This is a genomic window from Oscillibacter sp. PEA192 (genome assembly GCF_003574015.1).
In the GTDB taxonomy this organism is placed as follows: Bacteria; Bacillota; Clostridia; order Oscillospirales; family Oscillospiraceae; genus Oscillibacter; species Oscillibacter welbionis.
Genome location: NZ_AP018532.1, coordinates 345,442 through 360,780 on the forward strand (window position 1 = coordinate 345,442; position 15,339 = coordinate 360,780).

The 15,339-nt window shown below is 65.3% G+C and carries 16 protein-coding genes; 12 read left to right on the top strand and 4 right to left on the bottom strand.

What is annotated here, in order from left to right; translation table 11 throughout:
- Positions 1-37 precede the first annotated feature (37 nt).
- Complete coding sequence (locus DN611_RS01620; protein WP_119310481.1) at positions 38-1,360, bottom strand: helix-turn-helix domain-containing protein; 1,323 nt, start codon at positions 1,358-1,360, stop codon at positions 38-40.
- 229 nt (positions 1,361-1,589) lie between these two features.
- Here DN611_RS01620 and DN611_RS01625 point away from each other — a divergent pair, with 229 nt between their 5' ends.
- Complete coding sequence (locus DN611_RS01625) at positions 1,590-2,612, top strand: C45 family autoproteolytic acyltransferase/hydolase (protein ID WP_119310482.1); 1,023 nt, start codon at positions 1,590-1,592, stop codon at positions 2,610-2,612.
- Positions 2,613-2,669: 57 nt separating this feature from the next.
- Entirely contained in the window at positions 2,670-4,142 is a 1,473-nt protein-coding gene (malQ, locus tag DN611_RS01630) for a 4-alpha-glucanotransferase (RefSeq protein ID WP_119310483.1), read from the top strand.
- Positions 4,143-4,174: 32 nt separating this feature from the next.
- On the opposite strand, the gene DN611_RS01635 is transcribed toward malQ, so the two are convergent.
- Entirely contained in the window at positions 4,175-4,432 is a 258-nt protein-coding gene (locus DN611_RS01635; protein ID WP_119310484.1) for a helix-turn-helix domain-containing protein, read from the bottom strand.
- 92 nt (positions 4,433-4,524) lie between these two features.
- On the opposite strand from DN611_RS01635, the gene DN611_RS01640 reads away from it, so the two are divergent.
- The 6 genes from DN611_RS01640 (at position 4,525) to DN611_RS01665 (ending at position 8,900) form a co-directional block, all read left to right on the top strand.
- Positions 4,525-4,830 (top strand): hypothetical protein, encoded by a 306-nt coding sequence (locus DN611_RS01640; protein ID WP_119310485.1) that lies wholly within the window; start codon positions 4,525-4,527, stop codon positions 4,828-4,830.
- 230 nt (positions 4,831-5,060) lie between these two features.
- Positions 5,061-5,327 carry a TM1266 family iron-only hydrogenase system putative regulator gene (locus DN611_RS01645; RefSeq protein WP_025545700.1) on the top strand — a complete coding sequence of 89 codons (267 nt, stop codon included), beginning with the start codon at positions 5,061-5,063 and terminating at the stop codon, positions 5,325-5,327.
- An 11-nt stretch (positions 5,328-5,338) separates the two neighbouring features.
- Positions 5,339-6,373, top strand: coding sequence for an ABC transporter substrate-binding protein (locus DN611_RS01650; protein ID WP_407934638.1), 1,035 nt, complete (start codon positions 5,339-5,341; stop codon positions 6,371-6,373).
- A gap of 70 nt (positions 6,374-6,443) precedes the next feature.
- Entirely contained in the window at positions 6,444-7,208 is a 765-nt protein-coding gene (locus tag DN611_RS01655; protein ID WP_021752003.1) for an ABC transporter permease, read from the top strand.
- Positions 7,208-7,771 (top strand): ATP-binding cassette domain-containing protein, encoded by a 564-nt coding sequence (locus tag DN611_RS01660; RefSeq protein ID WP_119310486.1) that lies wholly within the window; start codon positions 7,208-7,210, stop codon positions 7,769-7,771. The genes DN611_RS01655 and DN611_RS01660 overlap by 1 nt, the downstream gene beginning before the upstream one ends.
- A gap of 286 nt (positions 7,772-8,057) precedes the next feature.
- A complete protein-coding gene (locus DN611_RS01665) occupies positions 8,058-8,900 on the top strand; it encodes a DegV family protein (protein WP_119310487.1) in 843 nt (280 codons plus the stop codon).
- A gap of 109 nt (positions 8,901-9,009) precedes the next feature.
- Here DN611_RS01665 and DN611_RS01670 read toward each other — a convergent pair whose 3' ends face one another.
- Positions 9,010-9,381, bottom strand: a complete 372-nt coding sequence (locus DN611_RS01670) for a RidA family protein (RefSeq protein WP_021749284.1) — start codon at positions 9,379-9,381, stop codon at positions 9,010-9,012.
- A gap of 158 nt (positions 9,382-9,539) precedes the next feature.
- On the opposite strand from DN611_RS01670, the gene DN611_RS01675 reads away from it, so the two are divergent.
- Both DN611_RS01675 and DN611_RS01680 read left to right on the top strand, forming a co-directional pair.
- Positions 9,540-10,283 carry an acyl-[acyl-carrier-protein] thioesterase gene (locus DN611_RS01675; protein WP_021749285.1) on the top strand — a complete coding sequence of 248 codons (744 nt, stop codon included), beginning with the start codon at positions 9,540-9,542 and terminating at the stop codon, positions 10,281-10,283.
- A 1-nt stretch (position 10,284) separates the two neighbouring features.
- Positions 10,285-10,992 (top strand): alpha/beta hydrolase, encoded by a 708-nt coding sequence (locus DN611_RS01680; RefSeq protein WP_119310488.1) that lies wholly within the window; start codon positions 10,285-10,287, stop codon positions 10,990-10,992.
- Positions 10,993-11,056: 64 nt separating this feature from the next.
- Here the strand turns inward: DN611_RS01680 and DN611_RS01685 are convergent, their stop codons facing one another.
- Positions 11,057-12,076: an alpha-hydroxy-acid oxidizing protein gene (locus tag DN611_RS01685; RefSeq protein WP_021749287.1), complete on the bottom strand. Its 1,020-nt coding sequence runs from the start codon at positions 12,074-12,076 to the stop codon at positions 11,057-11,059.
- 225 nt (positions 12,077-12,301) lie between these two features.
- Here DN611_RS01685 and DN611_RS01690 point away from each other — a divergent pair, with 225 nt between their 5' ends.
- The gene (locus tag DN611_RS01690) at positions 12,302-13,237 is read left to right on the top strand and encodes a DUF4349 domain-containing protein (RefSeq protein WP_119310489.1); all 936 of its coding nucleotides are present in this window, start codon (positions 12,302-12,304) and stop codon (positions 13,235-13,237) included.
- Positions 13,238-13,402: 165 nt separating this feature from the next.
- Positions 13,403-14,821: a spore germination protein gene (locus DN611_RS01695; RefSeq protein WP_021751395.1), complete on the top strand. Its 1,419-nt coding sequence runs from the start codon at positions 13,403-13,405 to the stop codon at positions 14,819-14,821.
- Positions 14,822-15,339 lie beyond the last annotated feature (518 nt).

A 15,339-nucleotide genomic window follows, 5' to 3' on the forward strand; every position in this document is an offset into this window, starting at 1 on the left:
AAAATCGCCCCGGAGTATCAAAACTCCGGGGCGGTTTTTACGAATTTTCAATGGGGATCAGGTCGCCGGGCTGCCAGTCGTCAGGTGCGGAAACATAGCCTAACAGTGTGCCGTTGTCGTTCTGCCAGTAATAAAACGGACGCCAGTCGTTCCGGCCGTGGTTGTCGGCGATGCGGACGGCCACTACCAGGGTGTCTCCGGGGTGCAGCGGCACTGGGTCCTCCGGCCCCATGGGCACGTGCATCTGCACATAGCCCTGCTGGTTCCACAGGTCCACGGCGGTGGTGAGGGGCGCGGACCACACCGGGACGGCATCGTCGTTGGAAAAGAGCGCAAGCTCTGCATCTGTCAGCTCCAACGGAATGTCGGTTTCGTTGCTGATCTGCAGGTCCAGCTCCTGGAACAGGAGACAACTGTTCTCCCACTCTTCCCCCCAGTTGCCGTTTATCCACAGCTGATAGGCGGACGGGTCCTCGTACAGCGTTTCCAGGGATTCTATCTGGCTGGTGTCCCCGTCGGTGAGGGTCACGGATACCTGGACCAGGGAGCCGCTCTCATCATCGTCCGCATCCATGACACCAGGCGGCACAGGCTCACCCATGGGCACGGCCCAGTTCTCCACCGTAAAGACGCCGCCGTCGTTCCGGGCCTGGGCCGATTCCGTTTTGCCGGTGTTGGTCTGGGCGGTGAAGGTGGCCACGGTGTCCGCCGTATACTCCTTGGGCGTCACACTGGCGGTGAGATACCACACCGCTTTCTCCAGATCATAGTCCTGAATTTGGACGGAATAGTCGCTGATGATGCTGCGCTGTTCCCGCATAAGGCCGGAGAGGGAGACATGCTGCTCGCCGAGGATATTGATGATGTCGCCGACCTGGTACTGGATCTCATCGATTTGGCCCCGCAGGTTAGAATAGTGCCGACACAGACCTGCGGCCGCCAGCACCAGGACCGCGCAGACTGCCGCGCCCGCGAGGAACTTCCGCCGCCGGCTCCACCGGGGGCGCCGGACCGCCTCCAGATATTTTTGTACGATGGCCTCCACCGCCGCCAGCTCCCGGTCGGTCAGCTCCCCCGCCGGGGCGGTGCCCTCCACGCCTTCACCGGGGGCTTCCGGGGCATCTTTTTCGGAACGGTCCTCCGCCGCTTCCGGCTCTACTCCCAGCAGGGCGCCGATGGTGACGCCAAAGATCCGGCTCATGGCGATCAGGTTCTCCAGTTCCGGCACGGCGGCGTCCGCCTCCCACTTGCTCACCGCCTGGCGGCTGACGCCCAGCCGCTCCCCCAGGGATTCCTGAGAGAGGCCGGCGGCCTTTCGGGCCTCCTGGATGCGGCGGCCCAGGGTCTGCTGCTCCCGCATGGTATCAACTCCTTTGCCCCCACCATACCAGAGAGCGGGAAAAAGCGCAACCACCGGCGGGTTTCCCAGATGTCAACCACGGGTTGCGGATGGGAAAAAGAAAATAATTTCCCCTGAATCTCCTGAAAAAACAAATAAAAAATCTCTGCTTGACAACAATTTTTTATTGTTCTATGGTAAGGGCAGAGCTGCCGGCGGCTCCTGACAGAACTGGAAGGAGCGAATACACATGAATCATTTGACCTTGCGGGGCACCCACCGGGAGATGGGCTTTCAGTGGGGCGCCCGGCTGGCGGAGCGCGGCCTGCGCCTGCTGGACCATGTGCCCTTTCCCCTGGAGGCGGAGCGGCGGGCCTTTGCGGCTGCCTGCCGCCCGGCGTACGAACAACACTTCCCCGCCGCCCTGGAGGAGCTGGAGGGGCTGGCGGCGGGGCAGAACTGCCGGCAGGAGGACTTGGAGACGGTCCTCTTCACCACCTACGCCCCGCCGCCCGCCTGCGGCTGTTCCTGCCTGGCGGTGTCCAACGGGAACGGGGTGTTCTTCGGACGGAACAGCGACTTTCTGACGGCGCTGGAGCCGGACTACACCCATGTGACATACGGATTTTCCGACAGGGCGATCCCCTTTACAGGGAACACCACCTCGTTTGTGCAGATGGAGGACGCCGTCAACGCCCGGGGACTGGCCATCGGGCTCACCTCTGTCTACACGCCCAGGCCCCGGCCGGGTCTGAACGCCGGCATGGTTCTGCGGCTGCTGGCAGAGACCTGCGCCGCCGTGCCGGAGGCCCTGGACCGCCTGCGGGTGCTGCCCCTGGCCTCCTGCCAGACGCTGACGCTGGCGGATGCCGCCGGGGACATTGCCGTGGCGGAGTGCAGCCCGGAGGGGATGCGGGTGGAGCGTCCCGGCCCGGCGGGACCCTTCGTCTGCGCCGCGAATCTCTTTCACTCGGATCTGGCGGTCCCGCTGCCGCCGGGGCTGGACTCCTGGCGGGCGGCGGAGCGGTACGACACGATGCGCCGGGTGCTGGAGCGGGAGGGGGAGACGCTGGCTCTTTCCGACGTCCAGGCCCTACTGGCGGGGCGAAAGGGCTTTCTATGCCAGTATGACCGGGCTGCGGGACGGGACACCGTCTGGTCCGCGGCCTGCGACCTGACCCGGCGGCGCTGCCTGCTGGCGGAGGGCAACCCAGGGCGGACGGCCTTCCGGGAGATTCCCTTCCCAGTGGAGCGGGGGGACAGCCGCCCTTGACACCCGCCGCCCGGCTGCATACAATAGAACGGAATCTGACAAAAAGGAGGGGCTGATATGGAGCGTTCCGCTGGCATCCTGCTGCCGGTGTTCTCCCTGCCGGGGCCTTACGGCATCGGCTCCCTGGGCCGGGAGGCCCGGGCCTTTGCCGAATTTCTCCACAACGCCGGGCAGAGGTGGTGGCAGGTGCTGCCGGTGGGGCCCACCGGAGCGGGGAACTCCCCCTACACCAGCGAGTCCACCTTCGCCGGGAACCCGCTGCTCATCGACCTGGAGGACCTGCGGGACCGGGTCCTGCTGACGGAGGCGGAGTTGTCCGCCGCCCGGGTGCCGGAGGGAGCGCCCATCGACTACGCCGCCCTCTATGAGAGCCGGGAGGCGCTGCTGCGGCGGGCCTTCTCCCGGCTGGGCGGCGCGGAGGCCCAGTCCGTGCGGGACTTTGCCGCCGCCAATCCCTGGCTGGGGGAGTACGCCCTGTACCGGGCGCTCAAGGCCCGCTTCGGCCAGACGGCCTGGTTCGACTGGCCGGACAAGGACCTCCTGAACCACGACCCGGCGGCGCTGGCGGCCGCCCGGCAGGAGCTGGCGGAGGATATCGCTTTTCACCAGGCGGTGCAGTTCTGGTTCTTCTCCCAGTGGAAGGCCCTGAAGGACCACGCCAACGGCCTGGGGGTGCGGATCATCGGGGATCTGCCCATCTATGTGTCCCTGGACAGCGCCGACGTGTGGAGCGAGCGGAGGGAGTTCCTGCTGGACAAGGCGGGGCGGCCCAGCCGGGTGGCGGGCGTGCCGCCGGACTACTTCTCGGAGGAGGGCCAGCTGTGGGGCAACCCCCTGTACGACTGGGCGGCCCAGAAGCGGGACGGCTTCGGCTGGTGGATCAGAAGGGTGGAGGGCGCCTCCCGCCTGTTCGACGCCATCCGCATTGACCATTTCCGGGCCTTTGAGCGGTACTGGTCCATCCCCGCCGGGGCGGAGACCGCCAAGGAAGGGCAGTGGGAGCCGGGCCCCGGCATGGACCTGCTGCGGGTCCTGACCGGCTGGTTCCCCCACATCACTTATATTGCCGAGGACCTGGGGCTTCTCACGCCGGAGGTCCACCAGCTCCGGGAGGCGGCGGGCCTGCCGGGCATGAAGGTGCTGGAATTCGCCTTTTCAGGCCCCGGCAACGATTATCTGCCCCACAACTACGGCAGCCGCCGGTGCGTCTGCTACACCGGCACCCACGACAACGACACCGCCCTGGGCTGGTACGACCACGCAGGGGAAGCGGAGCGGGCTTTCGCGGAGCGGTATCTGGGGGCCTCCGGCCGGGAGAATGTCCGGCAGGCGCTGCTGCGGTGCGGCATGGGCAGCACGGCGGAGCTGTTCGTGGCCCAGATGCAGGACTACCTGGCCCTGGGCAGCGAGGGGCGGATCAACGTCCCCGGCGTGGCGGCGGGCAACTGGCGCTGGCGGATGGCCCCCGGCGCGGCCGCGGCCGGGCTGGCGGCGGACATCCGGCGGCTGACGGAGGTCTACGGACGGTAAAGCAAAAGAACCCCCAGATGGGGGTTCTTTTATCATTCTGTGGCATTGTAAAAGTCTGCCAGCAGATCCCGCTCGGACACCTGAAGGACCTGACACAGGCAGGCCAGCTCATAATCCTTGACAAACCGGCGGTTTCTCTCAATTTTGCTGATAAGAGGCTGGTTAATGTCCACGCCCAGCAGCTGCAGCTGGGCGGCCAATTCCTCCTGGGAGAACCCGCGCTCCTTCCGAAGCTGTCGGAGGCGTTTGGCAATGAGATTGGACTCGGCGTTGTAATAGGACTTGTTCATGTTTTACACCAACACGATATATTTTCTTGACTATATCATGCCTGGTGATTTATAATTATTTCGTCCTGTTATAATGCGAGGAGGGAATCAAAATGAATTCTATCAGCGACAGGGAACTGTTGGAAAACCGGGACCGGGTGGAACAGCTCCGGTTTACCGCGTCAGTCGTGGGGGAGCTGATTGCACGGAATCAAATCGAATTGGTGCTGGGCAGCGATGCTGCGTGGAAAATGATTCGGGAACTGGCGGAGGAGCGCTGCTTCCAGGCCCTGCGGGAAATCCGGAATGTTCTGGACGACAGCGGTCTCACGGACCCGGAATGTTTTGCGGAAATCGAAAAAATCATCTCTGTGTTGGAGGAGCTGGGGGTCGGCTGCGGCAGGCGGCACGACTTCTGAGCGCCGCCCTTGACGGCGGGGGCGTTCCATGGTATCATTTCCCTGTCCCTGGGAAGAAGCTCTGACCGGCGGACCGGACAATTTGGTTTCTGTCGCTCTGACCGGCACGGGCCAGCCCCGGCCGCAAGACGGGGAAGCGCCCGGCGGTGCCGGGCGGACGGCGCATGTCAAAATCCCCCTCTGCCAGCGCGGCGGAGGGGTTTACTTTTTGGAAAAAGGAGGAATCCTCTGTGGAGACCCGTGTGGCCGTGCTGGCGATCATCGTCCGGGACACGGCCTCTGTCCCGGCGCTGAACGAGCTGCTGCACCAGTACGCCCCCTATATCATCGGGCGGATGGGGGTGCCCTACCACGCCCGGGGCGTGAACATCATCAGCGTGGCGGTGGACGCACCGGCGGACGCCATCTCCGCCCTGTCCGGCAAGATCGGCCGGCTGGCGGGGATCACGGCCAAGACCGTTTACGCGCCGGAGGATGCGCTGCAACAAGGAAAGTGAGGAAACAGAAGATGAAACAGTGGATGAAGAAGAGTCTGGCGGCCTGCCTGGCCCTGGTTATGTGCCTGACCCTGGCCGCCTGTGGCGGGAAGGAGGGCGAGACGCCCGCGGAGGAGTCCGTCAACGTCCGGGTGGCGGCCCTGAAGGGACCCACCGCCATGGGCATGGTGAAGCTGATGAGCGATTATGCTCCTGTGGAGGAAGCGTTGGAGGATAAGGAGAATGTGGTGACCGCTGGCGGCGGAAACACCTATGAGTTCACCCTGGCCGCCTCCGCCGACGAGGTGTCCCCCAAGCTGATGCAGGGGGAGCTGGACATCGCCTGCGTGCCGGCCAACCTGGCCTCCGTGCTGTATAACCGGACGGACGGCGGCATCGTCACCCTGGCGGTGAATACCCTGGGCGTGCTGTATATTGTGGAGAATGGCAATTCCGTCCAGTCCATGGCGGATCTGGCGGGCCGGACCATCGTGGCCTCCGGCAAGGGCTCCACGCCGGAGTACGCCCTGCGGTATCTGCTGACGGAGAACGGCATCGACCCGGACACCGGCGTCACCATCGACTGGAAGAGCGAGCACAGCGAATGCGTGGCATCCCTGGCATCCGGCGCGGCCACCATCGCCATGCTGCCCCAGCCTTTCGTCACCGTGGCCCAGACCCAGCTGCCGGACCTGCGGGTGGCCCTGGACCTGACAGAGGAGTGGGACGCCCTGGACAACGGCTCCGCCCTGCTCACCGGCGTGGTGGTGGCCCGGGCAGACTTCGTGAAAGAGCACCCGGCGGCGGTCAGCAACTTCCTGGAGCAGTACAGCGCCAGCGTGGACTGGGTGAACGCCAACACCGCGGAGGCGGCGGAGCTGATTGGCGGCTATGACATCGTGGACGCTACTGTGGCGGAGAAGGCCCTGCCTTACTGCAATATCGTGTGCGTCACCGGCACGGAGATGATGGATATGCTGTCCGGCTATCTGAGCGTGCTGTGGGAGCAGGACGCAGAATCCGTGGGCGGCGGTATGCCCAACGACGACTTCTATTACGGCGCGTAACGGCTGACAAATTTTCCGCGCCCCGGGAACACCCGGGGCGCGGTGGTTTCCAGGAGAAAGGGGGAGGCAGATGAAGCGGCGAACAGGCTCTGTCCGGCTGTGGGCGGCGGCCTTCTGGCTGCTGGTGTGGGAGGGGGCCAGTCTGGCCCTGGCGGCTACCACCGGCGGGCGGATGCTGCTGCTGGCCTCTCCGGTGCAGGCGCTGGGGCGGCTGCTGGCCCTGGCGGGCACGGCGGCCTTCTGGCAGGCGGTGGCCTTCTCCTCCCTCCGCATCCTGGGGGGCTTTCTCCTGGCCTGCGCACTGGCGGCGGTGCTGGCACCGCTGGCGGCCCGTTTCCAGTGGATCCGGGACCTGTTGAGCCCCCTGGTGGCGGTGGTGAAAGCGGTGCCGGTGGTGTCCTTCATCATCCTGGCGCTGATCTTCTTCTCGTCGGAGAACCTGTCTTTGCTGATCTCCGCCCTGATGGTGTTCCCGCCGGTGTATCTGAACGTGCTGGAGGGCATCGGGCACACGGACCGGCAGCTGCTGGAGATGGCCCGGGTGTTCCGGGTGCCGGTCTCCCGGCAGCTGCGGGGCATCTACCTGCCGGCGGTGCTGCCCTATTTCCGCTCCGCCGTGTCATTGGGGCTGGGCCTGTGCTGGAAGTCCGGCGCGGCGGCGGAGGTCATCGGCCTGCCTGCCGGGTCTATCGGCGAGGCGCTGTACACCGCCAAGGTGTACTTCCAGACCGGAGACCTCTTCGCCTGGACGGCGGTGATCGTGACGGTATCGGTGATATTCGAGCGGCTGTTCCTCCGCCTGGTGGACGCCGCAGTGAGAAAGGCGGGCAGCTGATGGAGATTGCGGTGAAGCACCTGTGCAAATCCTTCGGGGGCCGGACGGTGCTGCGGGACTTGACCTTTACCGCGGGACCCGGCATTACGGCGGTCATGGCGCCCTCCGGGACCGGCAAGACCACCCTGCTGCGCATCCTGCTGGGGCTGGAGCGGCCGGACAGCGGCACGGTGGAGGGGCTTGCGGGAAAGCGGCTCACCGCCGTGTTCCAGGAGGACCGGCTGCTGGAGCACCTCTCCGCTGAGGGCAATCTCCGGTTTGTGCTGGGCCGGGTTTATGACCCCGCCGCGGCCCGGGCCCTGCTGGACCGGCTGGGCCTGCCGGACACGGGCGCGCAGCCGGTGCGGGAGTTCTCCGGCGGCATGAAGCGGCGGCTGGCCCTGGCACGGGCGCTGCTGGCGCCCTTTGACGCGCTGGCGCTGGACGAGCCCTTCACCGGCCTGGACCGGGAGAACCGGGACCTGGCCCTGGCCTGCATCCGGGAGACGGCGGGGGATCGGCCGGTACTGCTGGTGACCCACGATGCCGCCGACGCGGCGGGATCGCCGGTCGTCACGCTGTAAGGAAGAACAGAGCGCGGCGCCGCCTCCGGGCGGCGCCGCGGTGCGCCATAGGACTAGCTTTTTGGGAGAGACTATGGTACAATGGCCGCAAAGCGGCGGGAGGGCGCCTGCCATGGCTGGGACCACGCCCGGCCTCCTGCGGGACAGCCGCCCGGAGCACCAGATCCCCGCGGGGGGTGGCGCAGCAGCCGCAGCGTCAGCGCACCGCTCCCGTGGGGGGGCCGACCATCCAACAACCTCAACCCCGGACGGCCGTCCGGGGATGCGACCAAAAGGAGCTGTCTGTATGATTAAGATCACCACCGACTCCACCTGCGACCTGCCGCGGGAGCTGCTGGAGCGATACAATATCACCGTGACCCCGCTGGGGATCATCAAGGCGGGGAAGCTGTACCAGGACGGGGTGGACATCCGCACCGGGGACATCGCCGCCCATGTGGACGCCGGCGGCGAGATCACCACCACCAACGCCGTCAATGTGGCGGACTATGAGGAGCTGTTCCGCCGTCTGATGGAGGAGTATGACGCGGTCATCCACCTGAACATCGGCATGGGCTTTTCCAGCTGCCACCAGAACGCCCGCCTGGCGGCGGAGGAGGTGGACGGCGTGTATGTGGTGGACTCCGCCAACCTGACGGTGGGCCATGGGATGCTGGTGCTGGCCGCCGCAGAGGCCGCGGAGGCCGGGAAGTCTGTGACGGAGATCCTGGCGATGCTGGAGGAGATGATTCCCCGGGTGGAGACCAGCTTTGTGCTGGACCGGCTGGATTACATGAAAAAGGGCGGTCGCTGCTCCACCGCCACGGCCCTGGGTGCCAGCCTGCTGAAGCTCCACCCCTGCCTGGACGTAGTGGACGGCAAGCTGCCGGTGACGAAGAAGTACCGGGGCTCCATCGAGAAGGTGGTGGAGGAGTACGTCCGGGACCGGCTGCGGGACCGCGCGGACCTGGACACCCACCGGGCCTTTCTGGTGGACACCTGCCCGGACGACCACCTGGCCTCCATCGCCCGGGAGGTCCTGCGTCAGGACGGGCGGTTCCAGGAGATCATCGAGGCCAAGGCGGGGTGCACCATCTTCTGTCACTGCGGCCCCGGCACCCTGGGCGTGATCTTCCTGCGGAAGGCGTGAGACCGTGCGCGCTGCGGGCGGCAGGCCCGGCGGCCCGCTTCCCGCGCCCTGGCATCAAACAGAAGAGCCGGCCCCTCTGGGGACCGGCTCTCTTTGCTGGAAATCAGATTTACTTGACGGCGATGGCCTCGATCTCGCAGAGCACGCCCTTGGGCAGCTCTCGCACGGCCACGCAGCTGCGGGCGGGCTTGGAGGTGAAATACTTGGCGTACACCTCGTTGAAGGCGGCGAAGTCGCCCATGTCCGCCAGGAAACAGGTGGTCTTCACCACGCTCTCTAGAGTGACGCCGGCGGCCTCCAGAATGGCGCCCACGTTCTTGCAGCTCTGCTCCGCCTGTGCGGCGATGCCCTCGGGGATAGCGCCGGTGGCGGGGTCCACGGGAATCTGGCCGGAGGTGATGACCAGGTCGCCGAAGGCGTAGCCCTGGGAGTAAGGGCCGATGGCGCCCGGAGCGTTGGGGGTGGAAATCACGGTTTTCATGGGAAAACCCTCCTTTGATCGATTTGGATACCTTCATCATAACATCCGCCGCAGAAAAGTCAACTACCGGCGCTTGTGAAAAAGGGAAAATCGTGGTATACTTTTTTGGAATGTCTTACAGGAAGGGCGGACGGCCCGCCGGAAGGAGAAGAGCAAGTATGAGCGATTTGAGGGAAGTCCTTCAGGAGAACAGCTATCTGCGCCAGAAGCAGCTGATCTTCGCGGACTGCGACCGGTACCAGCGGGCCCGGGTGAGCACGCTGTTGAGCATCGCCGCCGCCGTGGCCGGGGCGGACTACGACGCCCGGGGCCTGACCTATGAGAAGCTCTATGAGATGCGGGAGGTGTTCCTGCTCTCCCGCATCGCCCTGCGGATCCATCGCTGCCCCAGGGCGCTGCAGGTGGTGGACGTCACCACCTGGGAGGACGGCGTCAAGGCCGCCCACATGCAGCGGGTGTATGAGATCACGGACAGGGAGGGGCTTCTGGTGTCCATCCGCAGCGACTGGATTCTGGTAGACCCGCAGACCCGGCGCATCATGCGGCCCGGCACCTTCACAGCCAAGAAGCTGGGCACCTGCCCCAAGGCCATCGACGCTCCGGAGCCCCGGAAGATCCTGCTGCCCCGGGAGGGGGTTGAGGATCTGGGCACCCGGAAGGTGGTCTGGTCCGACCTGGACGGTAACGGCCATGTGTACAGCGGCAACTACGGTGACTTCGTCTGGGACTACCTGCCCGCCGACCTGCAGGAAAAGGTGCCCCGGGAGTTCTTCATCAATTACAGCAAGGAAGCCACCCTGGGCCAGGAGCTGCGGATGGTGGGCTGCCGCAAGGGCGGCGAGTATCTGATGGAGGGCCTGGGCCCGGAGGGCGTCTGCTTCTCCGCCCAGTGCGTGTTTTAAGATGCGGGCGGAACCATTTTCCCTGGGCGGGATGCCGGCCCTCCGCTGGGGGCGGCCCAGCCGGCAGGGGATCCTCTACCTCCACGGCCAGGGCGGAAGCAAGGCGGAGGCTGCGTTCTTTGCCGCCGCGGCGGCGGACGCCGGGTGGCAGACCGTCAGCGTGGATCTGCCCGGCCACGGGGACCGGGAGTCAGAGGCCGCGGCTCTGGTCCCCTGGCAGGTGGTGCCGGAGCTGCGGTGCGCCCTGGCGGAGCTGCGGGGCAGATGGGACCGGGTGGGGCTCTTCGGCTCCAGCCTGGGGGCCTGGTTCGGCCTGCTGGCATATCCGGACGCGCCCCTGGCGGGGGCGCTGTTCCTCTCTCCGGTGGTGGACATGGAGGCCCTGATCCGCAAAATGATGGGCTGGGCCGGTGTCAGTGAGGAGCGGCTGGCCCGGGAGGGGCGCATCCCCACAACGTTCGGCCAGACCCTCTCCTGGGAATATCTGCGATACGTCCGGACCCACCCTGCCCGCCGGTGGCGGACGCCCACGGCCATCCTGTACGGCGCCCGGGACCATCTGACGGACCGGGAGACCGTGGAGGCCTTTGCCGCCCGGAATGGCTGCCGCCTGACTGTGGAGGAGGCCGGAGAGCACTGGTTCCACACGCCGGAGCAGCTGGCGGTGGTGGACCGCTGGCAGCGTGCCTGCCTGGCGGACCTGGAATAAGAGAACAGCGAAGCGCCGCCCCGCATCCGCGGGACGGCGCTGTGATTTGAAGCGGGAGCAGAGCTCAGAACCCGTACAGCATGGAGCGGCTGATGTCCGCCAGGGAGTGGGCGCCGCACATAGCCATGGTGTCGGCCAGCTCGGCCTTCAGCTTTTCCACATAGGTCTTGACGCCCTCGGCACCGGCACCGTACACCATGGTGACGAAGGGCCGGCCGATCAGCACCGCGTCCGCGCCCAGGGCCAGGGCCTTGAACACGTCCATGCCGGTGCGGATGCCGCCGTCCACCAGAATGGTCATCCGGCCGCCCACAGCGTCCACGATGGCGGGCAGCACCTCTGCGGTAGAGGGGCACTGATCCAGCACCCGGCCGCCGTGGTTGGACACCACGATGCCCTTGGCCCCGGCCTCCAGAGCTTTCTTGGCCCCGGCCACGGTCATGATGCCCTTGACGATGAAGGGCTTCTCCGCCATGGCAACGATCTCGCGCAGCTCCTCCACAGTCTTGCTGCCGGCGGGGGGCGTCATGTTCTTCAGGAAGGGCAGGCCCGCCGCGTCGATGTCCATGGCGATGGCAAAGGGATCTGCGGCCTTCACCAGGTCCATCTTCTGCCGGATGGTCTCCAGGTTCCAGGGCTTGACGGTGGGCACGCCGCAGCCGCCGTTCTTGGCGATGGCCGCCGCAGCGCCCTCCATGACCGCAGGGTCCGTGCCGTCGCCGGTGAAGGCGGCGATGCCCGCTTCAGCACAGGCGGCCACCAGGATATCGTTATAGGCCAGATCGTTGTACTTGTCCCCGTAGTGGAGCGTCATGGCGCCCACCGGGGCAGCGAAGACCGGCAGGTCCACCGTGCGGCCGAACAGGGTGAAGGAGGTGTCCACCGGCTTGTTCTCGCAGATGGTGTCCATGTTGACGCACAGCTCCTGCCACTTCTGATAGTTACGGATGAAGCCGGTCCCGATGCCCTTGGCGCCGGGGCCGGGGACGGTGTTCCTGCAGGCCAGGCCGTTGCACACGGGACAGGCCTTGCAGTAGGGACCCATGGCGCCCCGCGCTTGTTCCAGAACTTCCTGATATGTCATAGATTTTCCCCTCCGAATTGTTTTCCGAAAACCGCGGCACGCCGCGGAAGGCTGCCTTGATTGTACTCCCTTTGGGAGAAAAAGGCAACCTTTGGCAGAGAAGTTCCCGGGCGCAAAAAGAGGCTGGAAAAATTTTTTGTTTTCCTGCAGCATACGGCCCGCCTTTCCGTCTGAATAGGCAGAGGCCCCGGTTTGGAAGCGGGGCGTGAAAAGGAGGGTATTGGAATGAAAAGAGGCTTTGCGTGGCTGCTGACGCTGCTGGCGCTGCTGGGTCTGCTGTCCGGCTGCGGCGGTGGTGGTGATACGACTGCGTCGGACACCGCCTCCAACAGCGCCGCCACGGATGGGGCGGACGACCCGGGCGGCTCCTACGGCGCCTGGGCGGAGGCGGAAGTGGCTGAGGACTCCGGCGGTACGGCGGAGGACGGTGCCTCCGACCGTCTGGAAAACGCCAAGATGATCTACACCGCCCGGATGGAGGTGGAGACCACCGCCTTCGACACCGCCGACGCGGACCTGCGGACGTTGGTGGAGGTCCTGGGGGGCTATTTTGAGCAGGCGGCGGTCCATGACTACGGCAGCGGCTATCGCTCCGGCGACTACAAAGTGCGCATCCCCGCGGACCAGTTCCAGCCTTTCCTGGACCGGGTGGGGACACTGTGCCACGTCACCTATCAGGAGCAGACCAGCGAGAACGTCAGCGAGGCGTACTACGACGCGGAGAGCCGCCTGGCCACTCAGAGGACCAAGCTGGAGCGGCTGCAGAACCTGCTGGCCCAGGCGGAGAATATGGAGGACATTATCACCATCGAATCCGCCATCTCCGACACGGAGCTGGAGATCGAGCGGCTCACCGGTACCCTGCGGCAGTATGACGCCCTGGTGGACTACGCCACTGTCTATCTCTCCCTCCAGGAGGTGTACCAGCTCTCCAATGTGGAGGAGCCGGCTACCAGTTTTGCAAGCCGCATGGGCGCGGCCTTTGCCTCTGGCTGGCGGGGGTTTGTGGGCGCACTGGAGAGTCTGGCCGTGGCCCTGGCCTACGGCTGGGTGTGGCTGCTGCTTCTGGCGGCGGTTGGCACCGTGGCGGGCCGCCTTCTCTGGAAGAGGAGGCGCAGGGAGCGGCAGGCCGCCTCCAAGGAGTCGGAGAACAAGCCGTAAGACAGAACGGAACAAACAGCGCATCCGGCGTTGGATGCGCTGTTTTCCTGCCGGATTTTTGAAAATGATGTGGATTTTTGACGGATGATATTCCGTTTTGTGTTCGCTGTCGGGCATACACCGCGCCGCCGCGGCACATACTAGCGGGGATCACGGAGGTGGAGCATGAATCGGATTTCATCCAATTATGAGGAAAATGTGCAATGGTTCAACGACGTGCTAGGGGCAGGCCGCAGCTGCGACATGGTATGTCGGGACCTGTATGTGGGCGGCCGGCGGGCCCGGTTCTGGGTCATCGACGGCTTCGGCGGGGACGCCATCCTGGAGCGGATGGGGGCCTTCTGGCTGTCGCTCCAGCCGGAGGCGGTGCAGGGCCTGACGGAGATGCAGCAGTTCGCGGACCGCTATGTGACCTTTATGGAGGTGAACGTCAGCTATGACCGGGATGACATCGTCACCTCCGTGCTGATGGGCAAAAGCCTGCTGGTGATGGAGGGGCTGTCCGGCGCGGCGCTGATCGACGCCAAGGAGTATCCCAGCCGCAGCGTGGGAGAGCCACCGGACGGCAAGGTCCTCCGGGGCTCTCACGACGGATTCATTGAGGCGGTGGTGCCCAACATGGCCATGCTGCGCCGCCGCATCCGGGATCCCCACCTGACCATGGAGGGGCTGAAGGTCGGCCAGCGGACCCACAGCGACGTGGCGCTGTGCTACCTGGATGACCGGGTGGACCACGCCCTGCTGGACGAGCTGCGCCACAAGCTCCAGAACATCCAGGCCAACTCCCTCACCATGGCGCAGGAGAGCGTGGCGGAGGCCATCCGCCCCAAGCAGTGGTACAACCCCTTCCCAAAGGTGCGGTACACTGAGCGGCCGGACACCGCCGCCGCCTGCGTCATGGAGGGCAGCATCATCCTGATGGTGGACAACTCTGCGGCGGTGATGATCCTGCCCACCACCTTTTTTGACTTTACCCAGGAGGCCAATGACTTCTATTTTCCCCCGCTGGTGGGCACGTATCTGCGGGTCCTGCGGGTGACGGTGTTCCTGATCTCCCTGCTGATTACCCCTGCCTGGTACCTGATGGTCAGCTCGCCGGGGCGCCTGCCGTCCTGGCTGGATTTCCTCTCCTCCCCGGAGCCGGCGGCGCTGTCTCTGCTGTCCCAGCTGCTGGTGGTGGAATTCCTGATCGACGTGCTGAAGCTGGCGTCCCTGAACACGCCGGATACGCTGTCCAACTCCTTCTCCATGCTGGGGGCCTTGATCCTGGGTGATTTTGCCGTGCAGGCCGGATGGCTGGGGCCGGAAGTACTGGTGTATATGGCATTCGTCTCCGTGGCGGGCTTCGCCCAGCCCAGCTATGAGCTGGGGTACGCCTTCAAGCTGCTGCGGGTGGCGCTGCTGCTGCTGACAGCGGCCTTCGACGTCTGGGGATTCTGCCTGGGGTTCGTGGGCATCCTAGTCCTGCTGGCCACCACAAAACCCCTGGTGGGCCACGGGTATCTCTATCCCCTGATCCCCTTCAACGGCAAGGCGCTTCGCCGGCTGCTGGTGCGGGAACCCATCAATCGGGACAACACCTGAGAGACCCGCTCCTTCCAGCACGCGCCGGACAGGATTCTGTCCGGCGCGTTTTTTCCCCGAAAGCAGAAAATTTTTCAAACTGTGGCATTTCCAACCCCTTTTGGAAAAGATGGGCGCTCTGATGAAACGGACTGCGGGGACAAAAGCCCGCCCCGGTGCGTTTGACGAGGAGAGAAGGGACTCATATCACGGATCATCATGAACTTCTACACCCCTTCAGCTTTGGATGGAGGGGAAATTTGAACAGGCGGGAGAGATGCAGCCGGCGGAGAGAAATGAGGGGCCGCCACAGCTGCTCCGGTGGCCGGACGGCCCGGCTGCCGTCTTTGCAGCCGCGCTGGAGACGGCCGTGCGTGCCTGCATGGCGCCGCCCGGCGGGGGGAAACTGTTTTTCGCCGACTTGACGAAATTTCCGGCTGTTTTTTCACTCTCCTGCCCAAAACGGGGAATGTGCCAAAATTTTTGTTGTATTGCACCGGCAAAGGTTGTATAATTTCTACATTAGGCATCCCCGGCGG

Excerpts from the sequence above, each read along its gene's own strand:
- malQ (WP_119310483.1), top strand. The coding sequence starts at position 2,670 with ATGGAGCGTTCCGCTGGCATCCTGCTGCCGGTGTTCTCCCTGCCGGGG.
- DN611_RS01695 (WP_021751395.1), top strand. The coding sequence starts at position 13,403 with ATGAATCGGATTTCATCCAATTATGAGGAAAATGTGCAATGGTTCAAC.
- DN611_RS01665 (WP_119310487.1), top strand. The coding sequence starts at position 8,058 with ATGATTAAGATCACCACCGACTCCACCTGCGACCTGCCGCGGGAGCTG.
- DN611_RS01655 (WP_021752003.1), top strand. The coding sequence starts at position 6,444 with ATGAAGCGGCGAACAGGCTCTGTCCGGCTGTGGGCGGCGGCCTTCTGG.
- DN611_RS01650 (WP_407934638.1), top strand. The coding sequence starts at position 5,339 with ATGAAACAGTGGATGAAGAAGAGTCTGGCGGCCTGCCTGGCCCTGGTT.
- DN611_RS01625 (WP_119310482.1), top strand. The coding sequence starts at position 1,590 with ATGAATCATTTGACCTTGCGGGGCACCCACCGGGAGATGGGCTTTCAG.
- DN611_RS01680 (WP_119310488.1), top strand. The coding sequence starts at position 10,285 with ATGCGGGCGGAACCATTTTCCCTGGGCGGGATGCCGGCCCTCCGCTGG.
- DN611_RS01660 (WP_119310486.1), top strand. The coding sequence starts at position 7,208 with ATGGAGATTGCGGTGAAGCACCTGTGCAAATCCTTCGGGGGCCGGACG.
- DN611_RS01690 (WP_119310489.1), top strand. The coding sequence starts at position 12,302 with ATGAAAAGAGGCTTTGCGTGGCTGCTGACGCTGCTGGCGCTGCTGGGT.
- DN611_RS01670 (WP_021749284.1), bottom strand. The coding sequence starts at position 9,381 with ATGAAAACCGTGATTTCCACCCCCAACGCTCCGGGCGCCATCGGCCCT.
- DN611_RS01620 (WP_119310481.1), bottom strand. The coding sequence starts at position 1,360 with ATGCGGGAGCAGCAGACCCTGGGCCGCCGCATCCAGGAGGCCCGAAAG.
- DN611_RS01640 (WP_119310485.1), top strand. The coding sequence starts at position 4,525 with ATGAATTCTATCAGCGACAGGGAACTGTTGGAAAACCGGGACCGGGTG.
- DN611_RS01685 (WP_021749287.1), bottom strand. The coding sequence starts at position 12,076 with ATGACATATCAGGAAGTTCTGGAACAAGCGCGGGGCGCCATGGGTCCC.
- DN611_RS01635 (WP_119310484.1), bottom strand. The coding sequence starts at position 4,432 with ATGAACAAGTCCTATTACAACGCCGAGTCCAATCTCATTGCCAAACGC.
- DN611_RS01675 (WP_021749285.1), top strand. The coding sequence starts at position 9,540 with ATGAGCGATTTGAGGGAAGTCCTTCAGGAGAACAGCTATCTGCGCCAG.